The 25,494-nt window shown below is 41.9% G+C and carries 22 protein-coding genes; 11 read left to right on the top strand and 11 right to left on the bottom strand.

The genetic code is table 11. The features are described 5' to 3' along the window. The first annotated feature begins 404 nt into the window (after nt 1-404). From fabA to ABZA00_RS02940, 3 genes are all read left to right on the top strand, one after another. Nucleotides 405-944 carry a bifunctional 3-hydroxydecanoyl-ACP dehydratase/trans-2-decenoyl-ACP isomerase gene (gene fabA, locus ABZA00_RS02950; RefSeq protein WP_372880656.1) on the top strand — a complete coding sequence of 180 codons (540 nt, stop codon included), beginning with the start codon at nt 405-407 and terminating at the stop codon, nt 942-944. A gap of 140 nt (nt 945-1,084) precedes the next feature. Beyond that, nucleotides 1,085-2,935, top strand: coding sequence for a signal peptide peptidase SppA (gene sppA, locus ABZA00_RS02945; RefSeq protein ID WP_372880655.1), 1,851 nt, complete (start codon nt 1,085-1,087; stop codon nt 2,933-2,935). Between the two features lie 86 nt (nt 2,936-3,021). Further along, nucleotides 3,022-3,483, top strand: a complete 462-nt coding sequence (locus tag ABZA00_RS02940; RefSeq protein ID WP_372880654.1) for a DUF2919 domain-containing protein — start codon at nt 3,022-3,024, stop codon at nt 3,481-3,483. A 54-nt stretch (nt 3,484-3,537) separates the two neighbouring features. Here ABZA00_RS02940 and ABZA00_RS02935 read toward each other — a convergent pair whose 3' ends face one another. The 7 genes from ABZA00_RS02935 to fabB all read right to left on the bottom strand — a co-directional run bounded on the left by ABZA00_RS02935 (nt 3,538) and on the right by fabB (nt 12,530). Continuing rightward, nucleotides 3,538-4,824: an NAD(P)/FAD-dependent oxidoreductase gene (locus tag ABZA00_RS02935; protein ID WP_372880653.1), complete on the bottom strand. Its 1,287-nt coding sequence runs from the start codon at nt 4,822-4,824 to the stop codon at nt 3,538-3,540. Between the two features lie 314 nt (nt 4,825-5,138). Further along, entirely contained in the window at nt 5,139-5,678 is a 540-nt protein-coding gene (gene ycfP, locus ABZA00_RS02930; RefSeq protein WP_372880652.1) for an alpha/beta hydrolase YcfP, read from the bottom strand. 107 nt (nt 5,679-5,785) lie between these two features. Next, nucleotides 5,786-6,799 carry a beta-N-acetylhexosaminidase gene (gene nagZ / locus ABZA00_RS02925; protein ID WP_372880651.1) on the bottom strand — a complete coding sequence of 338 codons (1,014 nt, stop codon included), beginning with the start codon at nt 6,797-6,799 and terminating at the stop codon, nt 5,786-5,788. 141 nt (nt 6,800-6,940) lie between these two features. Then, entirely contained in the window at nt 6,941-8,884 is a 1,944-nt protein-coding gene (locus ABZA00_RS02920) for a FimV/HubP family polar landmark protein (protein ID WP_372880650.1), read from the bottom strand. Nucleotides 8,885-9,016: 132 nt separating this feature from the next. After that, nucleotides 9,017-10,093, bottom strand: coding sequence for an aspartate-semialdehyde dehydrogenase (locus ABZA00_RS02915; protein ID WP_372880649.1), 1,077 nt, complete (start codon nt 10,091-10,093; stop codon nt 9,017-9,019). Continuing rightward, the gene (locus ABZA00_RS02910; RefSeq protein ID WP_372880648.1) at nt 10,083-11,234 is read right to left on the bottom strand and encodes a 4-phosphoerythronate dehydrogenase; all 1,152 of its coding nucleotides are present in this window, start codon (nt 11,232-11,234) and stop codon (nt 10,083-10,085) included. Before ABZA00_RS02910 ends, ABZA00_RS02915 begins: the two co-directional genes overlap by 11 nt. An 81-nt stretch (nt 11,235-11,315) precedes the next feature. After that, the gene (gene fabB, locus ABZA00_RS02905; protein WP_372880647.1) at nt 11,316-12,530 is read right to left on the bottom strand and encodes a beta-ketoacyl-ACP synthase I; all 1,215 of its coding nucleotides are present in this window, start codon (nt 12,528-12,530) and stop codon (nt 11,316-11,318) included. A 113-nt stretch (nt 12,531-12,643) separates the two neighbouring features. Here fabB and mnmC point away from each other — a divergent pair, with 113 nt between their 5' ends. From mnmC to oleD, 5 genes are all read left to right on the top strand, one after another. Further along, nucleotides 12,644-14,704, top strand: a complete 2,061-nt coding sequence (mnmC, locus tag ABZA00_RS02900; protein ID WP_372880646.1) for a bifunctional tRNA (5-methylaminomethyl-2-thiouridine)(34)-methyltransferase MnmD/FAD-dependent 5-carboxymethylaminomethyl-2-thiouridine(34) oxidoreductase MnmC — start codon at nt 12,644-12,646, stop codon at nt 14,702-14,704. A gap of 108 nt (nt 14,705-14,812) precedes the next feature. Next, nucleotides 14,813-15,862: a 3-oxoacyl-ACP synthase III gene (locus ABZA00_RS02895; protein WP_372880645.1), complete on the top strand. Its 1,050-nt coding sequence runs from the start codon at nt 14,813-14,815 to the stop codon at nt 15,860-15,862. A gap of 1 nt (nt 15,863) precedes the next feature. Further along, nucleotides 15,864-16,745 (top strand): alpha/beta fold hydrolase, encoded by an 882-nt coding sequence (locus ABZA00_RS02890; protein WP_372880644.1) that lies wholly within the window; start codon nt 15,864-15,866, stop codon nt 16,743-16,745. Nucleotides 16,746-16,748: 3 nt separating this feature from the next. Continuing rightward, nucleotides 16,749-18,413 carry an olefin beta-lactone synthetase gene (gene oleC, locus ABZA00_RS02885; protein WP_372880643.1) on the top strand — a complete coding sequence of 555 codons (1,665 nt, stop codon included), beginning with the start codon at nt 16,749-16,751 and terminating at the stop codon, nt 18,411-18,413. 8 nt (nt 18,414-18,421) lie between these two features. Continuing rightward, nucleotides 18,422-19,510: a 2-alkyl-3-oxoalkanoate reductase gene (gene oleD, locus ABZA00_RS02880; protein ID WP_372880642.1), complete on the top strand. Its 1,089-nt coding sequence runs from the start codon at nt 18,422-18,424 to the stop codon at nt 19,508-19,510. A gap of 471 nt (nt 19,511-19,981) precedes the next feature. On the opposite strand, the gene ABZA00_RS02875 is transcribed toward oleD, so the two are convergent. Beyond that, nucleotides 19,982-20,686, bottom strand: coding sequence for a DUF3581 family protein (locus ABZA00_RS02875; protein WP_372880641.1), 705 nt, complete (start codon nt 20,684-20,686; stop codon nt 19,982-19,984). Nucleotides 20,687-20,897: 211 nt separating this feature from the next. Continuing rightward, nucleotides 20,898-21,407, bottom strand: coding sequence for a M48 family metallopeptidase (locus ABZA00_RS02870; protein WP_372880640.1), 510 nt, complete (start codon nt 21,405-21,407; stop codon nt 20,898-20,900). Between the two features lie 414 nt (nt 21,408-21,821). On the opposite strand from ABZA00_RS02870, the gene ABZA00_RS02865 reads away from it, so the two are divergent. Together ABZA00_RS02865 and ABZA00_RS02860 are read left to right on the top strand one after the other, a co-directional pair. Then, the gene (locus ABZA00_RS02865; protein ID WP_372880639.1) at nt 21,822-23,423 is read left to right on the top strand and encodes a YdiU family protein; all 1,602 of its coding nucleotides are present in this window, start codon (nt 21,822-21,824) and stop codon (nt 23,421-23,423) included. Between the two features lie 178 nt (nt 23,424-23,601). Then, complete coding sequence (locus ABZA00_RS02860) at nt 23,602-24,324, top strand: YebC/PmpR family DNA-binding transcriptional regulator (protein ID WP_372880638.1); 723 nt, start codon at nt 23,602-23,604, stop codon at nt 24,322-24,324. Nucleotides 24,325-24,381: 57 nt separating this feature from the next. Here ABZA00_RS02860 and ABZA00_RS02855 read toward each other — a convergent pair whose 3' ends face one another. Both ABZA00_RS02855 and ABZA00_RS02850 read right to left on the bottom strand, forming a co-directional pair. Beyond that, complete coding sequence (locus tag ABZA00_RS02855) at nt 24,382-24,612, bottom strand: glutaredoxin family protein (protein WP_372880637.1); 231 nt, start codon at nt 24,610-24,612, stop codon at nt 24,382-24,384. A gap of 70 nt (nt 24,613-24,682) precedes the next feature. Next, a complete protein-coding gene (locus ABZA00_RS02850) occupies nt 24,683-25,165 on the bottom strand; it encodes an NUDIX pyrophosphatase (protein WP_372880636.1) in 483 nt (160 codons plus the stop codon). Between the two features lie 189 nt (nt 25,166-25,354). On the opposite strand from ABZA00_RS02850, the gene ABZA00_RS02845 reads away from it, so the two are divergent. Next, on the top strand, nt 25,355-25,477 hold the full coding sequence (locus ABZA00_RS02845) for a hypothetical protein (protein WP_372880635.1): 123 nt from the start codon (nt 25,355-25,357) through the stop codon (nt 25,475-25,477). The last annotated feature ends 17 nt before the right edge of the window (nt 25,478-25,494 follow it).

Genomic DNA, 25,494 nt, shown 5'->3' with positions numbered 1-25,494 from the left:
AAGTGGTTTGGTTATATATACCCATGCTACTTCAAGATGCAAAGTCAGCAAGGCAAATTGTACCGAGATGCCAGGCATAAAATTGCAGTATAGTTATTCTACAGAGAAATTTTATAACAAAGCAGATTGGTGCAATGTACCTTGCCCTACGGGGCGCTAGCTCGAAAACCAGTGCTGCGTTGCAGCAATCGAAAAGGGAATAACCATTACCTCATGTTGCGTCTTGCTCTGGTCTCCGAGCTCGTGCCTGACAAAGCATTTTGAAGTAACATGGTTATATAACAACTAGTTTGTTATTAAAGTTGATTGTTATTACCCTGTAATATAAAGTAAGCACAAAATTTTCTAGGGTACTCCAATCCAGCACTACCCTACCAATTTCAATTATTAAAAATAAGTGAACTATGACTAAAATCGTATCCCAAAAAGAGTTGGGCAAAAACTCTTACACAAAAGAAGAACTAATAAAATGTGGTCAAGGCGAGTTGTTTGGTGAAGGTAACTGCCAGCTCCCTATTGATAATATGCTGATGCTAGATCGTATCATTACCATTAACGAAAATGGTGGTGAATTTGGTAAAGGAGAATTAGTTGCTGAATTAGACATCGATAAAGCTTTGTGGTTTTTCGAATGTCATTTCCCGGGTGACCCGGTAATGCCCGGCTGTTTAGGCCTTGATGCTATGTGGCAATTGGTCGGTTTCTTCCTTGGCTGGAGTGGCGGTCCGGGTAAAGGGCGCGCATTAGGTGTAGGTAACGTTAAATTCACAGGTCAGGTTCTACCGACTTCAAAAAAAGTAACTTACCGTATTACTATGAAACGTCTGATTATGCGCAAACTTGTTATGGGTATTGCTGACGGCGTTGTTGAAGTAGATGGTAAAGTTATCTACACGGCAGAAGATTTGAAAGTTGGTCTATTTATTGATACTACCAGCTTCTAATCCCCTCATAACGTACTAGACTCTTATAAAGCACTGCTTATTTACATAGGCAGTGCTTTATTTTTATACTCAGGTATTTGAAACTGCAGGCATCATCAAGTACCTTAGGTATCTTCCCTCCGACATTTACAGGTTGAAACATGAGGCTAATCTATTCATTCTTTAAGAGCACCGCAAAAACCATTAATTGCATCCGCTTGTTTATTATCAATATCGTGTTTTTTGCCATTCTGACGATAATTCTGCTTGCCCTTAGCAGCGATGAGCAACCTTTGTTAATTACGGATAACTCAACCCTTAATCTGAATTTTACAGGGATTATTGTAGAGCAGAAAAAACCAGCCGATTTTTTTGGAGAGATGTCCAAACAGATGCTTGCATCCACCGAAAACCAGGTTATCGAGTATCAAATTGATGAAGTTTTAAATGCCATTTCTCACGCTCAGCATGACCCTAAAATTAATAACATCCTATTAGATCTCAACGGATTAATTTCGGCAAATCTAAACCATATCGCCGATATAGGACAGGCCTTAAATAGCTTTAAAGCTGAGGGAAAATCAGTTACGGCCATTGCTGATAATTACACCCAGACACAATACCTGTTGGCGAGTTATGCAGATAATGTTTATCTTAATCCGCAAGGTATCGTGATGCTGCAGGGGTATTCAGTATACCGCCTCTATTTTAAAGAAGCTCTGGACAAGTTAATGATTACCCCACACATTTTTAAAGTGGGCACTTATAAATCTTTTGTGGAACCCTTTACTGAAAATAAAATGTCAGACGCCAGCAAATTAGCGAATAAGCACTGGCTGGACCAACTGTGGAAAAACTATATCGATACTGTGATGTTACAGCGTAAAGAGAACAGTAAATTATCAGTGCAGTCTATCTCCCCTACCTTAAAACAATTAAAATCAGCCTTAAAAAGTGCTGCCGGTAATACAGCGCTTTATGCTCTGCAAGCGGGATTAGTTGATCATCTTAAAAGCCGTACTGATCTGTTATCTGAACTCGAACAGCAGGCACAACAGTCTGGTCATCAATTTAAATTAATCAGTTATGCGGATTATCACTCTACGCTTCCGCCCAGGTATCAGGTCAAGGGTAACAAAGATCAGGTTGCCCTCGTATATGCAACGGGTGAAATTTTATCCGGCGTACAATCTTCACAAGTCATCGGCGGTGAAAGCTTCAGTAAACTATTAGCCGGCGCACTGCATGATGATAAAATTAAAGCCGTTGTAATACGAATCGACAGTCCCGGCGGAAGTGCTTTTGCATCGGAAAAAATTCGTCAGCAAATTCTCGCCTTGAAAAAAGCCGATAAAAAAATAGTGGTATCCATGGCGAATATGGCGGCATCCGGAGGTTACTGGATAGCATCGGCAGCAGATCATATTGTCGCCGCACCAACCACCTTAACCGGTTCAATCGGCATTTTTGGCCTGTTTGCCAGTGCCGATAAGGCCCTCAATCATTTTGGTATTTTTAATGACGGGGTTGGCACAACGGAACTTTCCGGTTTTAATCTAACCCGCCCTCTTAACCCTGAACTTGCTGATATTTTACAATTAGGAATCGAAAACGGTTATCAACAGTTTTTATCCGTTGTTGCACAGGGCCGCAACATGTCACTTGCAGAAGTTGATAAAATCGCGCAGGGGCGAGTCTGGACAGGGGCTGATGCAAAATCACTTGGTCTGGTTGATCAATTGGGTAATCTACAGGATGCCATTAATAAAGCGGGTAATTTAGCCAATCTGCAGGAATACGATATAAAAGTTATCTCTCCAGCCCTGTCAACACAACAGCAACTTCTTAACGAGTTTTTAGCTGAAAATATCGGTATGTTACCGCAAGGTTTGCAGCTTAACACAGCCATATATGAGACCCTGAAAAAAATAGAGTCCCAAACAGCGATATTAACGCGCTTCAATGATCCGCAAGGACGTTATGCCTACTGTCCTATGTGTGCTTTTAACTAAAGCCATAACAATAACCGCCAAAGGCTTTACGGCTCTTGGCGGTTAAGCTTGCAGATATCAAAAGAACAGAACAAAATAAGAATGTAATGAAAATAAGACTTTATCCTTTAGACTACTACACTCATTCAGGTAATTTAAAACCGCCGGTATTATTTAATTTGGTATTGATTTTTCTCGCCAGAACCTGGGGATTATTAATAATATCACTCCTTTTACGGGAATCCGGACAGACATTATTAGCTTTGTTTTACCCGGATAAAATCCATTTCTATTTAGGTTTAGTCTCAGGCTCGATGGCGCTATGGTTATTTTTTTTATCCGGAAGAGATCATGATAAACATCCATGGGTAGCAAAATTATGGCGCAATAGTTATCCATTTTTATTATTAAGTATCTTTATCGACCTGGCATTACAGCTCTATTATTTATTGAGTAATCATTTCCAATATTCTTTTGCCGCTTCAGTGCAGCTTGTTTTTGCAGTTTGGATACTGCTTTACTGCCTGAAAAGCAAACATCTCAGAGACAGTTTTATTGGTGGAAAATAAAAAGGTGAGTTATTAAACTCACCTTTTTTACATTTTATATGCTCTTATGAACTATTAATGTAATTTTAAACGCGGACGTAATATCTTGTTGATCCGTTCAACCAGGGTAATTAACCCGGTGCGTAAATAACCATGCAGCGCGACCTGGTGCATACGGTACAGTGAAATATAAACCAGACGTGCAAGACGCCCTTCAATTTTCATTGAACCTTTTGTCAGGTTACCCATTAGACTGCCGACAGTACTGTAATTACTTAATGAAACTAAAGAGCCATAATCTGTATATTTATAAGGAGATAATGGTTTATTCTTAAGTGATGCTTTAATATTTTTAGCCACTAATGAAGCCATCTGATGCGCTGATTGGGCACGGGGCGGAACAAAACCACCACCCGGTAAAGCGCAGCTTGCACAGTCGCCTATTGCATATATATCATCATCTAAAGTGGTTTGCAGAGTATCCTTAACCACCAGCTGATTGACTCTGTTGGTTTCTAACCCAGCTATCTCTTTCATAAAATCAGGCGCTTTAATACCGGCAGCCCAAACCATCAAATCAGCTTCGATCAGCTCACCATCTTTGGTGAGCAGACCTTCCGGGGTAGCTTCGGTAACCATGGTTTGAGTACGTACAGCAACACCCAGTTTTAGCAGCTCATTATGTGCCGGGCCGGATATTCTTTCAGGCAGTGCAGGCAAAATTTTATCGCCGGCTTCAACCAGGCTCACTTTTAGATCTGATATTTTGATATCTTCAAAACCGTAGCTATTTACCTGCTCTAATGAATTGAACAGCTCAGCCGATAATTCAACACCCGTTGCGCCCGCGCCAACAATAGCAATACGCACCTGCTTAGTCTCATGAACAGCAAGTTGTAAGTATTTATTAAGCATACGGTGGTGGAATTTTTTGGCCTGCTGCGGGCTATCCAGAAAGATACAGTTCTCACGCACGCCTTTAGTATTAAAGTCATTACTGACACTACCCAGAGCAATAACCAGAGTGTCATAACTCAGCTGGCATTCAGGTAAAATCTTTGTTCCTTCATTATCGACCACTTCAGATAAGAGAATCTGTTTATTGTCACGATCAATATTTGCCAGTGCGCCAAGTTGAAAACTGAAACCATGATTTTTTGCATGGGCACGATAACTTAACGCATCTATGCCATCATCAAGAGAACCTGCAGCAACTTCATGCAATAAAGGTTTCCATAAGTGGGTTCTGTTTTTATCGACTAACGTAACATGGGCTTTTTTCTTTCGTCCGAGTTTACGTCCCAGATCCGTAGCTAATTCAAGGCCGCCGGCCCCTCCTCCTACAATAACAATTTTATGCATGATAACCTCAAGTTTTTGTTAATAGCTTAAATAATCCATATGTTAGCTAGCTATTTAGATTCGATTACATTAAGACACTGGGAGTGATAGTCATATTGAGTGAAAAGCGACCGCTGCAGTTTTATAGCAGTGGCTGTTATAGCAGTAACCAACAACACAATATCTTAATGTAATGAAATCAAACCAATAGCTTTACTGATCCAGATCAAACATTATGCATGATTATCGCTAGATTAACAGTAAAGTAAATAGGGAAATAGTAAAAAAAACAAGAAAAGACAAAATGGCAATTAAAATCGCCATTTTGATGAGGGTTATTCCTCTTTGAATTTTTTTATGGTCTGCAGGTGATGGGATATATCCCGGAATTTATGCCCCTGCTGCTCATCAAATATAATTTGATAATATCGTGCCAGTGCATGATCACTTTCTTCGGAATCAAGCACTTCATCACTACGGGATAAAATACATAAACAGTTATTTTTATTTTTATTACGGAAATCACTGACACATTTGGTTTCAATATCTAAATATTCTTCAGGCCATTCTATCTTACCCACCATGTTATCTTCCGGATGCAGATTCGGGTTGAAAATAACTTGTTTTATTCCGCAAAGAAAACCAATACGCTCACTCCAAAACCCGCCAAGTCCAACACCACAAATAAGGGGTGATTTATCATCGCTGCTTTGGATGTGTTTATGCACTTCTTTTAAAATATGGCTCATATCATGCTTAGGATGAATAGTGCTGTAATGAACAAAACGCACATCATCATCAATAAACTTTAACTGCATGACCTTTTCATGGTTTCCCGGGCTCGTCGCATCAAATCCATGTACATAAATGATCATTGTATTATCCCCAGCCTTGTTATTTTAATTATTAAATAATCAATAAATTTCATTATTTGATAAGTTTATTGAAATTAACATAGAGTGCAAGCACTGTACCAAACTAATTAGACCTGCTCTACATGTCGCATTAATTTCTGATTATTTTTTATCCAATCCGGATTTTTATTTAGTGGTACAGAAAATTTATTTTTAGTACAACGCAACTGTTTGATTACAGAGCCTTGCTGATAGGCCGCAACCTGCAGATTATCGAGAATAGAAATTGCCCCGGATCTATCATTGCAGGCTAAAATCAAATCACATCCGGCTTGTATTGCACTTTCCGCGCGACTTACATGGTTACCGGCAAAACTGGCACCGTGCATGGATAAATCATCGCTGATGATTACCCCTTTAAATCCTAACTGCGTCTTTAACACATTATGTAACCAATATGATGAAAAACCGGCCGGTTGCTGATCACATTGAGAGTATACGACGTGCGATGGCATGATAGCATCTAACAACCCTTTGCTGATAAGGCCGCTAAATGGTTTAAGATCACTATTGAATATCTCAATTTCACTGCGTGAATCAATCGGCAGGGCAATATGGGAATCAGCTTTTACACTGCCATGGCCGGGAAAGTGTTTACCGGTAGCGGCCATACCAGCAGACTTCATACCGGCAATATATGCTTCAGCAAGCGCGGTTGTTTCGCTTACAGATTCCGAGAAGGACCTGTTCTGAATAACATCGGAGATGCCGTTTAAATCCAAAACAGGCGCAAAGCTTAAATCAATATCGCAGGCAATCAATTCACTGGCCATTATCCATGCGCTGCTGTAAGCCAGTTCACAGGCACTTTTAAGATCATTTTTTTCAATAAGCGAACCTGCGGCCGGTAACAGGGTAAAACCTTCTTTGAAGCGCTGTACCCTTCCCCCTTCATGATCCACAGCAATAAGCAGTTCATTTCTGCCGTGTAAACGAATCTCTGTGACCAGATCCTGCAGTTGTTTGATATCAAAAAAATTGCGGGTAAATAAAATCACTCCGGCAACCAGTGGATGTGCCAAAATTTCTTTTTCTTGTGGATCTAGTTCATAACCTTGAACATCTAGGATAACGGGTCTCATTTACGGCTTCTCTTAAATTTTCTGCTCAATAAGCAGATCAAAAAAACCAGCAGCGCTGGTTTTTATTATGTTTTGAATAATAACAAAATACGATGATAAAATTGAACTGCTTTTGTCAGGAAATGTTAAACATAAATTGATTTATAGGCGAATCAATAATCGGTCAATTTCTCTGCGCTGTTCCGGATTGCTGTTCTCCATCGCGGCTTTTAACATAGTTTTTGCACTTGCCTTATCATCTATCTCTAAATAGGCGCGCGCTAAATCAAGTTTGGCACTGATACCAAATTCATCATCATCAATATCGATCGCCGTATTCGCAGATAACATATCCGGGAAATCATCCAGTCCCAGATCAACATTAAGATCTGTATATAGCTCATCCGGACCATCCCCTTCACTGTTTTTCAGCAGCGTTTCAATAGCAATATATTCGGCACTGTTTTTTAGCTTAATAGCCGCATTTGCAGGCGTAGCTTTAATGGAGATATTAACCATATCTGCCTGTGGTTGAATAGATTCAGCCTCAGATTGCACTTCTTCAGCCGCCACATCAGCAGTTTCAGCATTTGGGATATGCCCAGATAAATCGTCGTCCGAAGAACCATTATCAGCCAACGCATCTACAGCGTCCGCTTTATCTGTTTTCTCGTTCTCAGCACATTGCTCTGTTGCTCTTGGCTGTGCAGTAACATCATTCGTGACAGACACCGCTTGTTGTTTAATCTGCGTTACCGGGACATTTTGCCCGGCTTCACTGGCTAAAAAAGTTAAATCATTATAGTCCAGCTCATCAGTTGTTTTATTTCGGGGAGCATGGTTGCTTATAATGTGATCGGACTTGTCGTTACTTGACATTGTAAAACGATCTTTATCTGTTTTTTGCGAGTGATCATGAATGCTGCGACTGTTATCTGATAATGGCAATTCTTTGCTTTCACGTTCAACAACACCGGGCAGTGCGGTAAATTTATTATTGCCCGCCAGCAGTTTGCGATTATTACGACGCAGTAACAGCGAAAAAATTAAAATGACGACTAACAATGGTAAACAAATAACAATCAGTAAATTCGCCAGGGACGCGCTTACCCAGGATAATGTTTGCTTATTGACAGCACTGTTATCAAAGAAAGAGGCTTGCGATGAGTTGAGCTGAATACCGTATTTTTCTATCAGTTTTAATAAATTTTCCTGCGCGGCACTTTCATTCTCAATTTGACTTTTCAAAATCTCGATTTCATCTATTAACAGGCGTACCCCAAATTTCAAATCCTCATTAAGTGCTATCGTCGCAAGCAATTGGTTATTTACTCTACGTAGTTCATTCTGCAGCGCCTGTAGCTTAATAGGCTGCTGATTATCAGATTGTCCATTGCCGGCAGCGTATGCTAAAGCCCCGTTACCGCCATTGTTTGCTGCTGAACTAACCTGGGTAGCGGCTGCAATCAAAGCAGTATTTTCCACATCCGCCTGCAAAGCTTCTCCGGGCAGTGATATTATCGGCTCTGTTAATGAACTGTTATTGGATAGTTGAGCAGTTACTGGATAATTTTCGCCATTATCACTGCTGCGGTTTAAATTCTCCATCAAGAAAACATTGCCATCATCAGGCCGCTGCGTAACCAGTCCCGGCAAATCATCTGCAGCAGGATTTTGCTGTTCTGCTCTTTCGTGAGGTTTTACAATAGGTTCACTTACCCTTTCTGTTTTAGCTGGTTGTAACTTATTCAGATTTGAGTATTTATTAATTAAAACGATAGCTTCCTGGTTGGTTTGCTGCTTGATAAGCTGATAAGTGGGTACATTAATAATGGAATTTTCAATAAGATGATTAATATCCCCATCGACAAAAACCTTAGGGTTCAACTTATAGATAGCAACAAGTGTTTGCTGGACACTGACGGTTTTGTTCGGGCGTAATTTTTTTGAGACAGACCAAAGTGACTCGTAATAACGGATCGGACCGTATTTTTGATAAGCAGGAATGTCTGCAGAAACAACCTTCGTAGAATCGAATGCAAGACTACCCGCAGACGATAAAAGTAAGGAAGAGCAACAGATTAAAGTTAATAACAAACGCTTCATTTTCATTCCTTGGCAAAAGCAACATAACGGTTTAATGATAAAAATGAATAATAAACTAGCACAATCAACGGATGTGTAAAAAAATGAACGAAAGGCCAGAATTACGATCTGGCCCACCAGGTTTAAAATCGGTTAAATATATGTGTGGATAAGTTTTTCAGCAATATTAACTGCATTGCATGCCACACCAAAATAAACATTGTCAGCACACACCCAGAGGTTTATCCCGCTAGGATCACAAACATCTTTACGCAAGCGGCCTATTTTAACCTCCGCATTGCCTACAACATCATTGATCATATTCGGATAATCACAAACAGAATCAGCCAAACTAACGCCTTCACTGTGATGCAAAGTGTGTGCAACCTCCTCCAGATCAACCGGGTAATGGGTCTGTAAATGTACTGCTTGTGCACAACCGTAAAACATCGGCACGACAACCTGAGTTGAGGAAACCATAATAGATGGATCATTTAATAACCTGCGGATTTCATTAATCAGGCGCAGTTCTCCTAAGCCGATACCCTCTTCATTTAAATCCCCCACCTGCGGAAAAACATTAAATGCAGTTTGCTGCGGGAAGGTCGAACTTTCAACGCTTTTTGCATTTAATAAGCGTGCCGTTTCCCCGGCAAGTGTTGTTACTCCGACTTTACCGGCAACAGAAACAGAATGATAGCTGCTGACATTGATGCGCACTAGCCCCACTTCCTGCTGGATCTGTTTAACAGCAAGACTTAACTGTGCAGATTCACTGCTCGGGATAGCAATTATATTTTTTTCTGCGTAGCGGGCTAAATTTTGATCATTAACACCGCTCTGTAATAAAGGTACGTTTTCATCTTCTAAAAAAGTACCGCTATTATCAATGACCACACAAAATTCACTGGCGATCGTTGCCCATTTTTTCGTTGTTTCAATATCCGTTAGAAAAAATGCAATATCAACTTGCTGCCAGTCAAAGGTTTCAATATCGATCACGTCAATGGATTTACCGGCAAACATCACTGAATTTATATCCGATGCAAATTCATCTTCATCATAATCTTCATCCGATTGAGCAGTATTACCGCTTTTGAATATTTCACTGGCACTGACTAACGGGAAGACTTTTCCCACGGGAAAGTCACGTTGCGCCAGGACTTCCAGCGTCGTTTCGATACAACCGCTTAATTCGCCAATCAGTGCGATATTATATTCAGATTTCATGTAGTTCCTTTGTTTTTTGTTGCAGGTGGGTAGAAAAACCTAACAATTGTAATAATGTGTTTTGTTCAACACTTGACTTGACCGTCAACGTCGATAATTCCCGGCGTTCCTGGTATGTTTTGCGCATGGTATCAAAACCATCAACATCTTCAATCACTTCTCGGAATAAGGCATCATCGCGGCGGACATCAAATATCAGGTGCATTAATGACTTCATTAAACTTGGATCAATTTTTTTAGAGATTGAAATCATATTAATATCCGCAGGCGCCACAAAATCAGCCGCGCTATATTTTTCGTTGAGCTGCAGAAACTGACACAGTGCCTGATATAACATTTCCGTACCACGTACCCGGCCATCTAAACTGTATCCGGCGATATGCGGCGTGGCGATCTCGACATAGGGTAACAACAACTGTTCAATATGCGGCTCATTTTCCCAGACATCCAGCACCAGAGTAGGCGCTTCACCTTGTTGGGCAAGACTTAATAACGCCTGATTATCGATAATATCGCCACGGGCAGCATTTAATAAAATCTGTGTTTTTGTCAGCTGCTTTAATACCTCCCGGTCAAACATATGCACGGTAGGATATGGCCCCTGCACCACCTTAGGGACATGTAAGCTGATAATATCCGCTGCCAATACCTGTTCAAAGCTACAAAATTGACGATTATCACCCGCCAGCTGCAAAGGAGGATCATAAAGGATACAGTTCACCCCCAGTGCATTTAAACGCTGGTAAACGGCAGTACCTGTATTACCGGCCCCTACTATCGCGACTTTTTTAGACGTTAACGAAAATTGTTGTTTTTCAGCCAACACCAGTAAGCTGCTTAAGATATATTCCGCAACAGAGATTTTGTTACACCCCGGAGCACTGCTAAAAGCGATGCACCGGTTTTTCAGATAATTCTGATCAATATGATCCGTGCCGATGGTAGCCGTACCGACAAATTTAAGTTTTTTATTTAGTTTTAATAATTGCTCGTTAACCTGAGTAATTGAACGTACCAGTAACACATCCGCATCAATTAATTGCTCTGCATTCACCTTGCGCCCTGAAAAAAAATGCAACTTGCCATAATCGGCAAAGAAATCCTTAGCGTAAGGAATGTTTTCATCAATATAAATATTCATCACTTTTCCAGACAAATAGGGATAAAAAAAGGAGCTACAAGCTCCTTTCTCATTTTCCAGTAATATTAACCCATTAAGCAATTAAGCGTAACGTTTAAACACTAGTGTTGCGTTTGTACCGCCAAAACCAAAGCTGTTTGACATAACAATATTAAGATTCGCATCAATCGCCTGATTTTTAACGATAGGTAGATTTAACGCTTTTTCATCTACTTCATCGATATTAATAGATGGCGAGATAAAGTTGTTTTCCATCATCAGCATGCTGTAAATGGCTTCGTGCACACCCGCAGCTCCAAGAGAATGACCGGTTTGTGATTTAGTCGCACTAATTTTCGGCGCATTTTCCGGGAATACGGTATTAATCGCTTCCAGCTCTTTGACATCACCAACAGGTGTAGAAGTACCATGGGTATTCAGGTAATCAACCTCACCTTCAACGGTTGCCAGGGCCTGACGCATGCAGCGAACCGCACCTTCACCCGATGGCGCAACCATGTCGTAGCCGTCAGAAGTAGCACCGTAACCGACGATTTCAGCGTATATTTTTGCACCACGGGCAAGCGCGTGCTCCAGCTCTTCAACAACAACCATACCGCCGCCGCCGGAGATAACAAAACCGTCACGGTTTGCATCATAAGTACGGGAAGCTTTTTCAGGGGTTTCATTGTATTTCGTGGAAAGTGCGCCCATCGCATCAAACTCACAAGCCATGGTCCAATCTAACTCTTCACCACCACCGGCAAAAACAATATCCTGTTTACCCAGTTGAATCTGTTCCCATGCATGGCCGATACAGTGAGCACTTGTCGCGCAGGCACTGCTCATTGAGTAGTTAATACCCTTAATTTTAAACGGTGTTGCCAGACAAGCAGATGTTGTGCTCGCCATCGTACGGGGAACCATGTAGGGACCAACGCGGCGCACGCCCTTTTCTACCATGATCTGACAGGCTTCAACCTGATTTTTTGACGAACCGCCGCCAGAGCCGGCCACTAAACCGGTACGCTCATTAGAAACCATCTCATCAGTCAGCTGTGCATCAGCAATTGCCTGTTCCATTGAAAGATATGCGTAACCAGCAGCATCACCCATAAAACGCATAATTTTACGGTCAATATGATCTTTAGGCTGTATTTTTAAGTCGCCCCATACATTACTGCGCATCTTAATTTCAGCGAATTGCTCGGAGAAACTAATGCCGGATTTACCGCTTTTAAGTGATGCTAAAACTTCTTCCTTGTTGTTACCAATACTAGAAACAATACCAATACCTGTGATTACTGCTCTTTTCATTTTTAAGCCTTTATTGCTGGAGGGACTAATTATATGATTGTTCGAAGGGGTTAATAGGTCAATTAAACCCCTATAATTTAAACTGAATTATCTCAATAGGTAGGAAATATATATTGTCTGACGCTAAATACAAGTTAATTAAGCATGCACAAATAGACTGGTCTGATCAGTTAGAGCCCTTTTCCAGCCAATTTAATGACGTCTATTTCAATACAGAGCAGGGTATAAAGGAAGCAAATTATGTTTTTTTGGACGGTAATAAGTTACAACAACGCTGGTTAAATTGTACTGCTGAGCACTTCTCGATAGCAGAAACCGGCTTTGGCAGTGGCCTGAATTTTTTACTCACTTGCCTGCATTTTACTCAATTCAGGAAATCAAACCCAAGTCATCCGTTAAAAAGATTGTTTTTTACCAGCTTTGAAAAATACCCGTTAAAAAAGTCGGATTTAATCACCGCATTGCAGCAGTGGCCACAACTAAACACTTATATCGCCCCTTTAGCTGATTTGTATCCGATTGCATTAACCGGCTGCCATCGTATTCTGTTAAGTGAGTTTAATATTACCCTCGATTTATGGTTTGGAGACGTGGCAGAAACTCTGCCGTCATTATACGTTTATGATACAGGGCTTTTTGACTGCTGGTATCTGGACGGATTTGCTCCCAGCAAAAACCCTGAAATGTGGGCGCAGAGGTTATTTCAATTAATCAGTAGCACCTGTAAAGAAAATGCCACCTTCGCCACCTTTACTGCCGCCAGTGTTGTCCGCAAAGGTCTGATCAGTGCCGGTTTTGATGTGCACAAGCGTAAAGGGTTCGGCAAAAAAAGAGAGATGTTAACCGGTCAAATCAGTGCCGCCACATTTGCCAAAAACGCCGGTAAGCAATATGGCCAGCATTACCGCCCTTCAGCAGTACAAAACCCGCCCGATAAAAAAGCCAATGTGGCGATTATAGGCGGCGGTATTGCCAGCGCCTGCTTATCTTTAGCACTAATCAGGCGCGGTTATAGCGTCACTGTCTATTGTAAAGATGAGACGCTGGCTGGTGGTGCATCGGGTAATCAACAAGGCGCCTTATACCCGCTGCTCAACGAAAAACACGATGCCCTCAGTCAGTTTTTCGCCAATGCATTTTTATACAGCAGAAATTACATCCGGCAAATTAATCAGTCTCAGCCTTTTGATTATGATTTTTCCGGCGTATTGCAGCTTTATTACGATTCGAGTGCCGCCAGAAAACTGGATAAAATATTACTGGCAGGATTACCAAAAGAGCTTGTTCAACAGTTAAGTGAAATGGAAACCGATAATATTGCCGGACTCTCTATTGGACAGAAATCCTTATATTACCCCTTAGGCGGGTGGTTGAGCCCCCGGCAGATGGTCTTGGCTATTTTCCAGCAGGCAAAGACAGAAGGACAGTTGAGCATACACCTTAATGCAGAGCTGCTATCATTTTCCCAAAGCAAACAACTCCCCCCGTCAGGAACAGGCGCTGGCTGGGATTTACATTTTGCCGAACAGACGGTTCAGCACTCCCTGCTATTGTTAACCACTGCCAACAATACGCTTAATTTTAAACAGTGTGAAGCGTTACCGCTGTCAGCCGCGCGCGGCCAAGTCACCCATATCCCAAGCAACGAACAACTCAAACAATTACAGGTAACTTTATGTCACGAAGGCTATTTAACACCGCTAAATAACGGCAAACATTGTATGGGGGCGACTTTTAAACGCCATGAGCTTAACCAGCAGTTTTCTCAGCAGGAGCAGGTTGATAATAAAAATAAGTTAGAAAAATGCATTACTGGCCAGCCCTGGACAGAAGGTATAGATATCGATCATCAGGATGCTAATGTCGGCATACGCTGCACCACCAGAGATCATTTCCCTTATGCTGGCGCACTTCCCGATTATCCGGCAACCAAACTTCATTATCAGGATGCTGCTAAAGTGCTTAACCCGGCGAATGCCCCTTTCCACAATAATTTATATATCTTAACCGGTTTAGGCTCCCGCGGCTTATGTACAGCGCCGCTGCTCGCTGAAATGTTAGTCAGCCAAATCAATAAAGAGCCCTTACCCTTTGCTGAAAATATCTTAAATTCCCTACAGGGCAACAGACAATGGATCAACTACTTGAAAAAGGGGAAAATTTTAAAATATTAACAGAGCTTTGTAAGTACTGACGATTTGCGTTAATCTACGCGCTCGATATGGCCCTCCGGGCCACTATTTTCCCTTTTTATTGAAATTCTTGAAAATTAAAGCAGTTTAATGAAATATTCTAACGTTTATATTAATAGTTTAAATTACGAATTGGCGCCTGATATCATTTCCAGCGCTGAATTAGAATCACGTCTTGCGCCGTTATATCAAAAGCTCCGCATTCCTAAGGGGCAACTTGCTGCATTAACAGGGATTCAAGAAAGGCGCTGGTGGCCAACTGATCATGTTTTATCCGATGGTGCAATTGCTGCTGCGCGCAAAACTATCGCGGAATCCGGCGTCAATATTGATGATATCGGTGCGGTAATTTATACCGGGGTATGCCGGGATCAACATGAGCCCGCAACGGCCTGTCGCATCGCGGCTGAATTAGGGATAAATGGTAATGCTGCCATATATGATATCAGTAATGCCTGTTTAGGGGTGTTATCCGGGATGCTGGATATTGCCAACCGCATTGAATTGGGACAAATTAAAGCAGGACTCGTGGTCTCTTGTGAATCTGCCCGGCATATTGTTGATATCACCATTGAAAATATGCTTGAAAAGCAGACCATTCAAAACTTCTCTCAATCTTTGGCAACCTTAACCGGGGGATCAGGCGGCGTTGCCGTGTTATTAAGCGATGGCACCCTGCCCCTGAAAAATGACCGTCAACATAAATTATTGGGCGCCAGCCACCTTGCTGCACCTGAACACAATGACTTGTGCAAATGGGGACTTGATAAAGTCGGATTAAAACTGCACCGGGAATATATGCGTACTAATGCGGTCCCGCTGCTTAAAGAGGGTGTTGCGCTGGCGAGTAAAACCTGGCAGCACTTTTTACAGCAGCGAAGCTGGGATGCGCAGCAGGTCGATAAAGTAATTTGCCATCAGGTTGGTGCTGCAAACCAGAAACAGGTCTTAGCCGCGTTAAATATACCGCCTGAAAAAGAGTTCCCCACTTTTCAAAAACTGGGCAATATGGGCACCGTTTCATTACCTGTTACGGCAGCTATCGCCCATGAGCAGGGTTTTCTGGTGAAAGGAGACAAAGTGAGCTTCTTAGGGATAGGCAGCGGTTTAAACTGCATCATGTTAGGACTTGAGTGGTAAAATGAATTTAGATACTTTATTCCCCTTTAAACGCAATTATTTAGATCGTAATGGTCAGCAGTACCATTATGTTAATGAAGGCAGCGGAGAGCCGGTTGTGATGGTTCACGGCAATCCCAGCTGGTCTTTTTATTACCGCAACTTAATCAAATCCTTAAGTGCTGATTATCAGTGTATTGCCCCGGATCATATTGGCTGCGGATTGTCGGATAAACCGTCGGACAAAGATTATCAATATACACTGAAAAGCCGTATTGATGATTTAGAAGCCTTATTAGACTCTCTTAATATTAGCGAAAATATTACTCTGGTAGTGCATGACTGGGGCGGTATGATAGGCATGGGCTACGCGGCTCGTCATCCGCAGCGCATTAAACGTTTAGTTATTTTAAATACGGCGGCCTTTCATCTGCCTAAAAGTAAATCACTCCCATTTTCCCTGTTTATTTGCCGTAATACGCTACTCGGCACCGTTTTGGTCCGTGGATTTAATGCTTTTTCCGGTATTGCTTCCTATATCGGTGTAAAACGTAAGCCCATGGAAAAAGCAGTCCGCAAAGCCTATGTTGCCCCCTTTAATTCATGGAAAAACCGTATTTCAACATTACGCTTTGTGCAGGACATCCCGCTTTTTCCCCATGATAAAAATTATCAGTTGGTATCGGATATCAGTGACAGTCTGAGCCAGTTTCAACAACTGCCGACAATCGTCTGCTGGGGTTTAAAAGACTTTGTTTTTGACAAACATTTTCTGGCTGTCTGGAAGGAAAAAATGCCCCATGCCAGCATTAATGAATTTGCTGACTGCGGCCATTATATTCTCGAAGATGCAGGTGACCAGGTGATCCCGCTTATTCAGAAATTTATGGCAGAAAACCCTTAACTTATGAGCGACAAGAAAAATGCCAATCTTTGCCGCCATTTAAGCGATGCGGCAAAGCGCTTCCCCGATAACCTGGCCGTTGCCGTACAAACGAAACGTTTTTCAAAACTGACCTATCAGGAAATAGATTTTTTCACCCTCAATCAACGCAGTGATCAGATTGCTCACGCACTCAATCAATTTGGCCTGCGACAAGGTGATAAAGCGATTTTAATGGTCAAACCAAGTATCGCATTTTTTACCTTAACCTTTGCCCTTTTCAAGGCCGGCATAGTGCCTGTATTAATCGATCCTGGCATGGGAATTAAAAACCTGAAACAGTGTATTGCGCAGGTACAGCCGAGCGTCTTTATCGGTATCCCCAAAGCACATCTTGCCCGGCGTTTATTAGGCTGGGGGAAAAACACCCTTAAACACACTATTTGCGTAGGCGGCGTTAATATTTTCGGCGCAACCAGTTTAAACAAGATAATCGGTTCTTGTCGCGCGCAACAGCCTTACTCCATGGTAAAACTTGGCGCAGATCAGATGGCTGCCATTTTATTCACCAGTGGCAGTACCGGCGCTCCCAAAGGAGTTGTATATAGCCATAGGATGTTTGAAGCGCAGATCCAAGCATTAAAAGATGATTATAACATTGTCCATGGCGAACGTGACCTGGCAACATTTCCCCTGTTTTCACTTTTTGGTCCGGCACTGGGTATGGCGTCGATTGTACCGGAAATGGATGCCAGTAAACCGATTACGGCAAACCCTAATTATATCTTTGCCGCAATTGAAAAATACCAGTGCAGCAACCTGTTCGCCAACCCCGCATTAATCGAACTACTGGGGAAATCGGGACAGCAACAGGGAATTACCTTATCCAGTTTGCAGCGTGTGATCTCAGCCGGCGCACCGGCCACATTACCTTCTATTGCACGTTTTAGCGCATTACTTAATCAGGGGGTTGAAATCCTTACTTCCTATGGTGCGACAGAGTCATTACCGGTAAGTAAAATTGCCAGCTCAGATCTGCTCAAAACAGAGCAAAAAACGGATCTAGGAGGGGGAATTTGTATCGGCTCCCCGGTGAAGGGAATTAATATTGCCATTATTAATATCACGGAAAATCCCATCACCAGCTGGTCAGATGATCTTAGCCTGGCGGCCAATGAAATAGGCGAGATAGTCGTAAAAGGCCCGCAGGTGAGTCAGTCTTATTACCAACAGGAAGATGCTACGGCGGCAGCCAAAATAGCAGACGGTAGTTTGCTTCGCCACCGCATGGGAGATTTAGGTTATCTGGATAACGCGGGCCGGCTGTGGATGTGCGGCCGCAAGGCCCATCGTGTCCAGTCAAACCATCTGGAGTATAACAAATGCTATTATTCCATCCCTTGTGAACGTATTTTCAATACCCATCCGGCCATTAAACGCAGTGCATTGGTAGCGCTCAACAGGGACGGCAAAACACAACCTTTATTGTGTATTGAGCTGCATAATAAAAGCGCAATCAACGCCGACAGTTTATTTGCAGAACTGCGTGGGTTAGCCGGCAACAATCAGCAAACTCTTGGTATCAACCTGTTTTTAATCCATAAGCACTTTCCCATGGATATTCGCCATAACGCGAAAATATACCGTGAAAAATTAGCTATCTGGGCAGACAAGCAACTCGCTAACTAGGACCATTAATGTCAAACAATCACATTCCGCGATTCAGTCAGTTAGACAAACAGCAACAACAGGTTTTAACTGAGTTAGCCAGGCAGGTTAGACGGGTATTTGTCACAGGTGCGGGTGGTTTTTTAGGTAGCGCCTTATGCCGTTTTTTGCGCGCGGCAAAGATTGAAGTGGTCGGCTTTTCCCGGGGGGATTATCCTGAGGTTAGCAGGATGGGCGTGACCCTGATTAAAGGCGATATCACCGATAAACAATCGCTTATAGATGCTATGCGGGGGTGCGATTTGGTCTTCCATGTGGCATCAAAAGCGGGTGTATGGGGCAGTAAAGAATCTTATTTCAACCCCAATGTATCGGGAACGGAAAATATTATCAGTGCCTGCCAGGCCCTTAATATTAACCGCTTAGTTTATACCAGCACCCCTAGTGTGACCTTTTCCGGAGAAGATGAAAACGGCATTGATGAATCGCAGCCCTATGCGCATAATTTTTTAAATTTTTACGGATTATCAAAAGCGATTGCTGAAAAAAAAGTATTAGCTGCAAATTCGGCGGCACTTAAAACCGTTGCACTTCGCCCTCATCTTATTTGGGGACCAGGCGATCCGCACCTTGTGCCCCGTGTATTACAACGCGCAAAATCCGGCCGGCTTAAACTGCTTGGCAAAACAGATAAACTGGTGGACAGCATCTATATTGATAACGCTGTCTATGCCCATCTGTTAGCAGCCGTTGAAATAAGTGCCGCACAACCAAATTGTGCGGGTAAAGCTTATTTTGTCAGTAATGATCAACCTATATTGATGGCCGAGATGCTCAATAAAATTCTCGCCTGTCAGGATTTGCAGCCGGTCAGTGCGCGGATTCCAGCCCCTTTGGCCTATTCAATAGGTGCAATACTGGAGTGTTTTTATGCGGCAATGAAGATCAAGCAGGAGCCCCCCATGACACGTTTTGTCGCAAGACAACTGTCAACAAGCCACTATTTCAATATCAGCGCAGTTAAAAAAGATCTGGGATATGCTCCCATTATCAGTATTGATTCGGGCATGAAAAAATTGAAGACCGCTCTTTCACAAGAAGATATGACTGGTTTGTGATTATTAAGCCGGATTGATATACCCGGCATTCCGCACCAAAGCGTAATCAACTGATTTAATTAAGTTGTTTTTTATACTTGATTCGTCAGTTAAAAATGAAAGTTCTTTTATATCATTAAGTTATAGAGTGTAGGTGCGCAAAGTGGGATATACCCATGTTACTTCAAAATACTTTGTCAGGCGCGAGCTCGGAGACCAGAGCAAGACGCAACATGAGGTAATGGTTTTTCCCTTTTCGATTGGTGCAACGCAGCACTGGTTTTCGAGCTAGCGCCCCACAGGGCAAGGTAAATTGTACCAATCTGCTTTGTTATCAAATTTCTATGTAGAATAACTATACTTCAATTTTATGCCTGGCATCTCGGCGCAATTTGCCTTGCTGACTTTGCATCTTGAGGTATCATGGGTATATATCCCCAAACTACCTGAAGATACAGATTCCTGTATCTTCAAATAACTTGGGTATAAATATCAAAAAGTGGAACGACGTGCCTGATAAGCCTCTGAAAAAGCAGAGATAGCTTCATGGTCATAAGGTTTAAGACCACCAATGACCACTTTTTTCACTCCATTACCGATATTCGTATCACCGTCGAAAATATCAAAATGCAGGAACTCTTCAGCCCGCTTTTGCTCAACCTGCAGGTAAGCATCACTCAGTTTGACCTGTAACTCATCTTTAACTTCCAGGCTCTGCAAATCAAAACTCATGCTGTTGTACATTACCAGAGGGCGTGCCGTGTTAAACATCACCTGATGTTTCTCCATTAACGGCATAAGCAGTTCAGGGAAATTTCTTCCGGAAAAGAGAACATAGTTATTAATTAAGTTTTCAATTAAGGTTAAATCCTGACTGCTGTTACCCTGCTTAATAATATCCAATAAGCTTTTACCCTGTTCATTAGTCACTGTTAATTGCTCACCGTCATGCTGTGGGAATAACAAACCAACGTTATCCCCGACCATGCCGGTAAACTCAAATTTCATCGACTCACTGATACCGTATTTACATAAGGCTAAAGCAAACAGCAAGTCACCCGGGACGCAAAAACGTTTGGAATCGGGATCATGGATAGGGTTAAAGTCCTGGCATTTAGACTTGGCAAAAAGGCTGGCTTGCTCAGCGGAAATATTCACTACATTGCCACTTTCGTTGTAATAAGGTGCTAAGAACATCTTGGTCTCTCTAATTTTTATGGTAATTTTTATAGCCAAACTACCTGAATCTGCATTTCAAATAGTTTGGCTATAAACTGAAATTGCGGCGTAGAATTGATACCCGACTGACATGGTTTTTGTTGGTTGTACGGATTTTATATTTTTCTATCAATAACAGGCAAGTTAAATAGGCAAATAACTATCAAAATAATATAACAGAAAATTCAAATTAATCACTGTAAATTGCACCATTCATTTCAAACTCGATCAGGAATAAACGCGTATCTAATTCTAACTGGTGATAATCGGGCAACATGTGCTTACATAACTGGTAAAACGCTTTGTTATGCTTTTTCTCTTTCAAATGTGCTAATTCATGGACAACAATCATATCCAACATCCCTTGAGGTGCCTCCTTAAACAAGGCTGCAATACGAATTTCCTGCTTCGCTTTCAATTTACTTCCCTGGATACGCGATACATAGGTATGGGTACCCAGCGCATGTTTTATCAACTGCAGTTTTGGATCATAAACCACTTTGCTAAGCGGTGATGATTGTTTGACGTAACGCTTTTTATAATCCTGCACGTAGGTATAAAGTGCACGTTCGTTATTAATAGTATGCTTATTGGGATAACGGCTCAGCAGATAGCTTTTAAGCTTATTTTGAGTGATTAAGGTTTCCACTTGCTGGACAATGTGCGCCGGATAATGCGCAACATACTGTAAACATTTCATAACAACATACTTAAAGAATTAATAAAAAGTGAATAATAACATTTGTTTTAACTCATTTAATATATAAACATTTTCTCCCTCGCAGAAAAAGAGCGTTTATTGCACCACAACGCCCTACCCGTCCGTTTTGTTTATCAATCGAACTGCATAGCTAAATCGCCAGATTGCCGGGTAAGAAATCAATACAAGACAATTAATAAATAACCGATAGAAATAGTTTAAATAAAAACAAAAAGTAATTCGATATTTTTCTTATGTTGGAGGTTGGGTCTGTTTGCGGGTGTTGATGCCCATAAAAATGATACAAGTAGAGTTATGCCAATAAAGGACAACAGCTTTAATCGATCTATTAGTTGCCGAACTTACCTGACTGAATTAGTATGTTATTTGATTGTTACAAAGGAAATAAACCCCATGCCACTTAGTCACCTTAAATTTGATAACCGCCTGCTGGCTCAATTGCCTGCCGATAAAGAAACCGGAAATTTTTGCCGCAGCGTTGAAAGTGCCGCTTATTCATTTGTTACGCCAGCAGCATCTCAAAATGCCAGATTGATTGCGGTCAGTGAAGAGTTTGCAGCGCAATTAGGCTTTACGGAACAAGATATAAACAGCGAACAATTTGCTCAGGTTATGACAGGTAATGAACTGCTGGAGGGTATGCAACCCTATTCCCTTTGTTACGGCGGTCATCAGTTCGGTCAATGGGCGGGCCAGTTGGGTGACGGGCGCGCAATCAACCTGGGTGAGCTTGTAACAAAAAATTTAGGCCACCAGACGTTACAACTTAAAGGTGCAGGAAAAACCCCCTACTCCCGCCGGGCTGATGGTATGGCGGTACTGCGCTCATCGATTCGTGAATTTTTATGCTCGGAAGCGATGTTTCATTTAGGCATTCCCACCACCAGAGCCTTGAGTTTATGCTTAACCGGAGAACAAGTTGTCCGGGACGTTATGTATGATGGTAATCCCGCGTTGGAGCCTTGTGCAGTGGTGTGCCGTGTTTCCCCCTCTTTTTTGCGTTTTGGCAGTTTTCAATTACCCGCATCACGAGGAGATGAGCAACTTTTGCAGCAACTTGTGGAATTCTCTATTAACTCGGATTACCCGCATTTACTGCCTGCTAATGGCGAATTTAACCAGCAGGTTTACCTGAATTGGTTCAGTGAAGTTTGTGAACGTACCAGTGATATGATCGTGGCATGGATGCGTGTTGGTTTTGTGCATGGCGTGATGAATACCGACAATATGTCAATTCTTGGGGAAACCATTGACTATGGACCTTATGGTTGGATCGACAATTTTGATCTTAATTGGACACCGAATACCACGGATGAGCAGCACAAGCGTTACCGTTTCGGCGGTCAGGCACAAATCAGTCAGTGGAATTTATTTCAATTAGCCAATGCAATTTTTCCGTTAATCGGTGAAGCAGAGCCACTACAAAGATTATTAAGTGATTACGGCATTCATTATAAGCGCAAATGGTGCAATATGATGGCGGCAAAACTTGGCTTTAAAGACTACCAGGGGGAAGGTGATTTAGCACTTTTTGAATCTCTGGAAAAATTATTAAGCACAGTTGAAACCGATATGACCATCTTTTACCGCTTACTGGCTAAGATACCCAATGATTTAAATACGCAGACAGCAACGGGATGGCTGGCAATATTAGGGCCATGTTATTACAGCATGTTAGAACTCAATGAGCAGTATCTGCAGGAGTTCACCCGGTGGCTACGATCTTATCTGCTCAGAGTGAATATTGATGGCTTAAAGCAGGAACAACGCGCCGAGGCAATGAACAAGGTAAATCCCAACTATGTATTACGTAATTATATTGCCCAGCAGGCTATCGAACTCGCTGAGCAGGGTGACTTTAGCGAAATAATCAAACTGCAGAAGATATTAAAAAAACCTTACGATCAGCAACCTGAGCACACTAGTTACGCCCGGAAGCGTCCGGACTGGGCTCGAGATAAAATAGGCTGCTCGATGTTATCCTGCAGCTCTTAAGTCAAATAGTTTATTATTTGGCCTGTTATGTGCTGCTTTTCATCGAAAAATAAGCTCAACAGGCTGAATTTAATCAGTATAGGAATATTTTTTTGATATGAGACTATGCTAACAGCCCTGTTACAAGGTAAAATTCTCCCCATTATTTTTAACAAACCAACAAAAAGAGTCTAATCAGATGGGAAGAGCATATCAAAACCGCAAAGAGTCTATGGCTAAAACAGCAGGCGCAAAAACAAAACTTTACTCCAAATACGGTAAAGAGATTTATGTTTGTGCAAAAAATGGCGGATTCGATCCAGACGGTAACCTTTCACTACGCCGCTTAATCGATGGTGCTAAAAAAGACCAGGTACCAACACACGTAATTGACCGTGCAATTGAAAAAGCTAAAGGTGGCGGTGGTGAAGATTATGAGCGTGCGACCTATGAGGGGTTTGGTCCTGGTGGTTGCTCTGTTATCGTTGATTGTTTAACAGACAATAACAAACGTACCTGGACAGACGTGCGTAACTGCTTTATGAAAACCGGCGCTAAAATCGGCTCGACCGGTACTGTTGCCCATATGTTTGAACATCAGGCAGTTTTTGTTTTCAAAGGCGAGGATGATGAAGCTGTTTTGGAAGATCTGATCATGGCAGATGTTGATGTGATTGATGTCGAAAGCGAAAATGGCAAGATCACTGTTTTCTGTCCTCATACTGAATTCTATAAAGCAAAAACTGTCTTGAATGAAACTTACCCTGACCTTGAGTTAGACGTAGAAGAGATCACTTTTGTGCCTCAGACAGATACAGAAATTGAACCTGAATTTGTTGAGAAATTTGAAAAATTCATGCAGATGTTAGAAGACTGTGATGATGTGCAGGAAGTTTATCATAACGCGGTTTTACCTGAATAAACCTTAAAAGCTTCATATCCTAACCAACCGCCTGAACATTCAGGCAGTTGGTATTTTTCATTTCGATAAATAAAGTTTATTAAATGCTTTAACTGAAAAACCATTAATAAATTGCTCACCGATTTTTAATACCGGCACCGCCCGATAACCGCTTTTACTGAACTCTTTTTGACCAGTTGCTGTTTTTACATTGACCAAACGAAACTTAATGTTTTGTTGCTGCAGATAGTTTTTGGCTGTTGCACAATGCGGACACTGCGACATGGAATACAATACAACACGTTTCATTATAATAAATCCTTGAATGTTAGGTTTAGTCGTTTAAATCTAAAATGTTTTGAACTGATCAAATTGCTCATTATCCTGAAGTGTTGATCCTATGTCGGGCATGCAGCGCGCTATTAATGGTCTCTATGACCGATTGATAATCGCCGAAGGTTAAACGTTGATAAGCTTTTTGGTAAGGAAGCCATTCGAATTCACTATGCTCATCAGACAGGCTCGGATCGCCTTGTACTCTGCTGACAAAAACGTATTCGATAACCTCACTGGGCTCTGCGCCATAGAGTTTACGCCACTCTTTTTTTATCGGGTACTTCAAAGTCAGCCCCGTTGACCTCACCTCTTCTAATGTAAAAGCCGTTTCTTCAAAGACCTCCCGGCGTGCAGCCATTTCAGAATTCTCACCATGTTCAAGGGCGCCGCTGACACACTGCCAGAAACCAGGCAAATTGAGATCATTGCGCGGTACCCGTTTAAGCAACAGATATTCGATTTGCTCATCCATTATTCTATAGAGAAAAACATTTGCCGACACGGCACGTCGTATATTTTCTTTCACCCATCAGCACCTGTAGTTATTTAACCCGAAGAGAATACCCTGCCATTGTAAAATCATCTACCGGATAATCAATACCTATTACAGGTGCTTTGAAAACAGCCCGAATTAAGAGGGCTGTTTTAAATTATACCAATTGGATTAATTAAATGATCTGTTTAGGCGCCAGGAAAAATAAATGAAAGCGAGGCATTGATTGCAGTAACTAGTTGTTCTAATTGCACAAAATCCTATGGAACGATTTTGAACAGCTTTAGCTGGCCACAAAGTGGTGAAGAACAGGACGTTCTGAATCAAATCAATAACAAAGACTAAAACGTAGTTTTATGTCT

Origin of the sequence: Psychromonas sp. (genome assembly GCF_041586535.1) — a bacterium.
In the GTDB taxonomy this organism is placed as follows: domain Bacteria; phylum Pseudomonadota; class Gammaproteobacteria; order Enterobacterales; family Psychromonadaceae; genus Psychromonas.
Note: the sequence above shows the minus strand (reverse complement) of the source record. Positions and strands in the feature narration are given on the sequence as shown.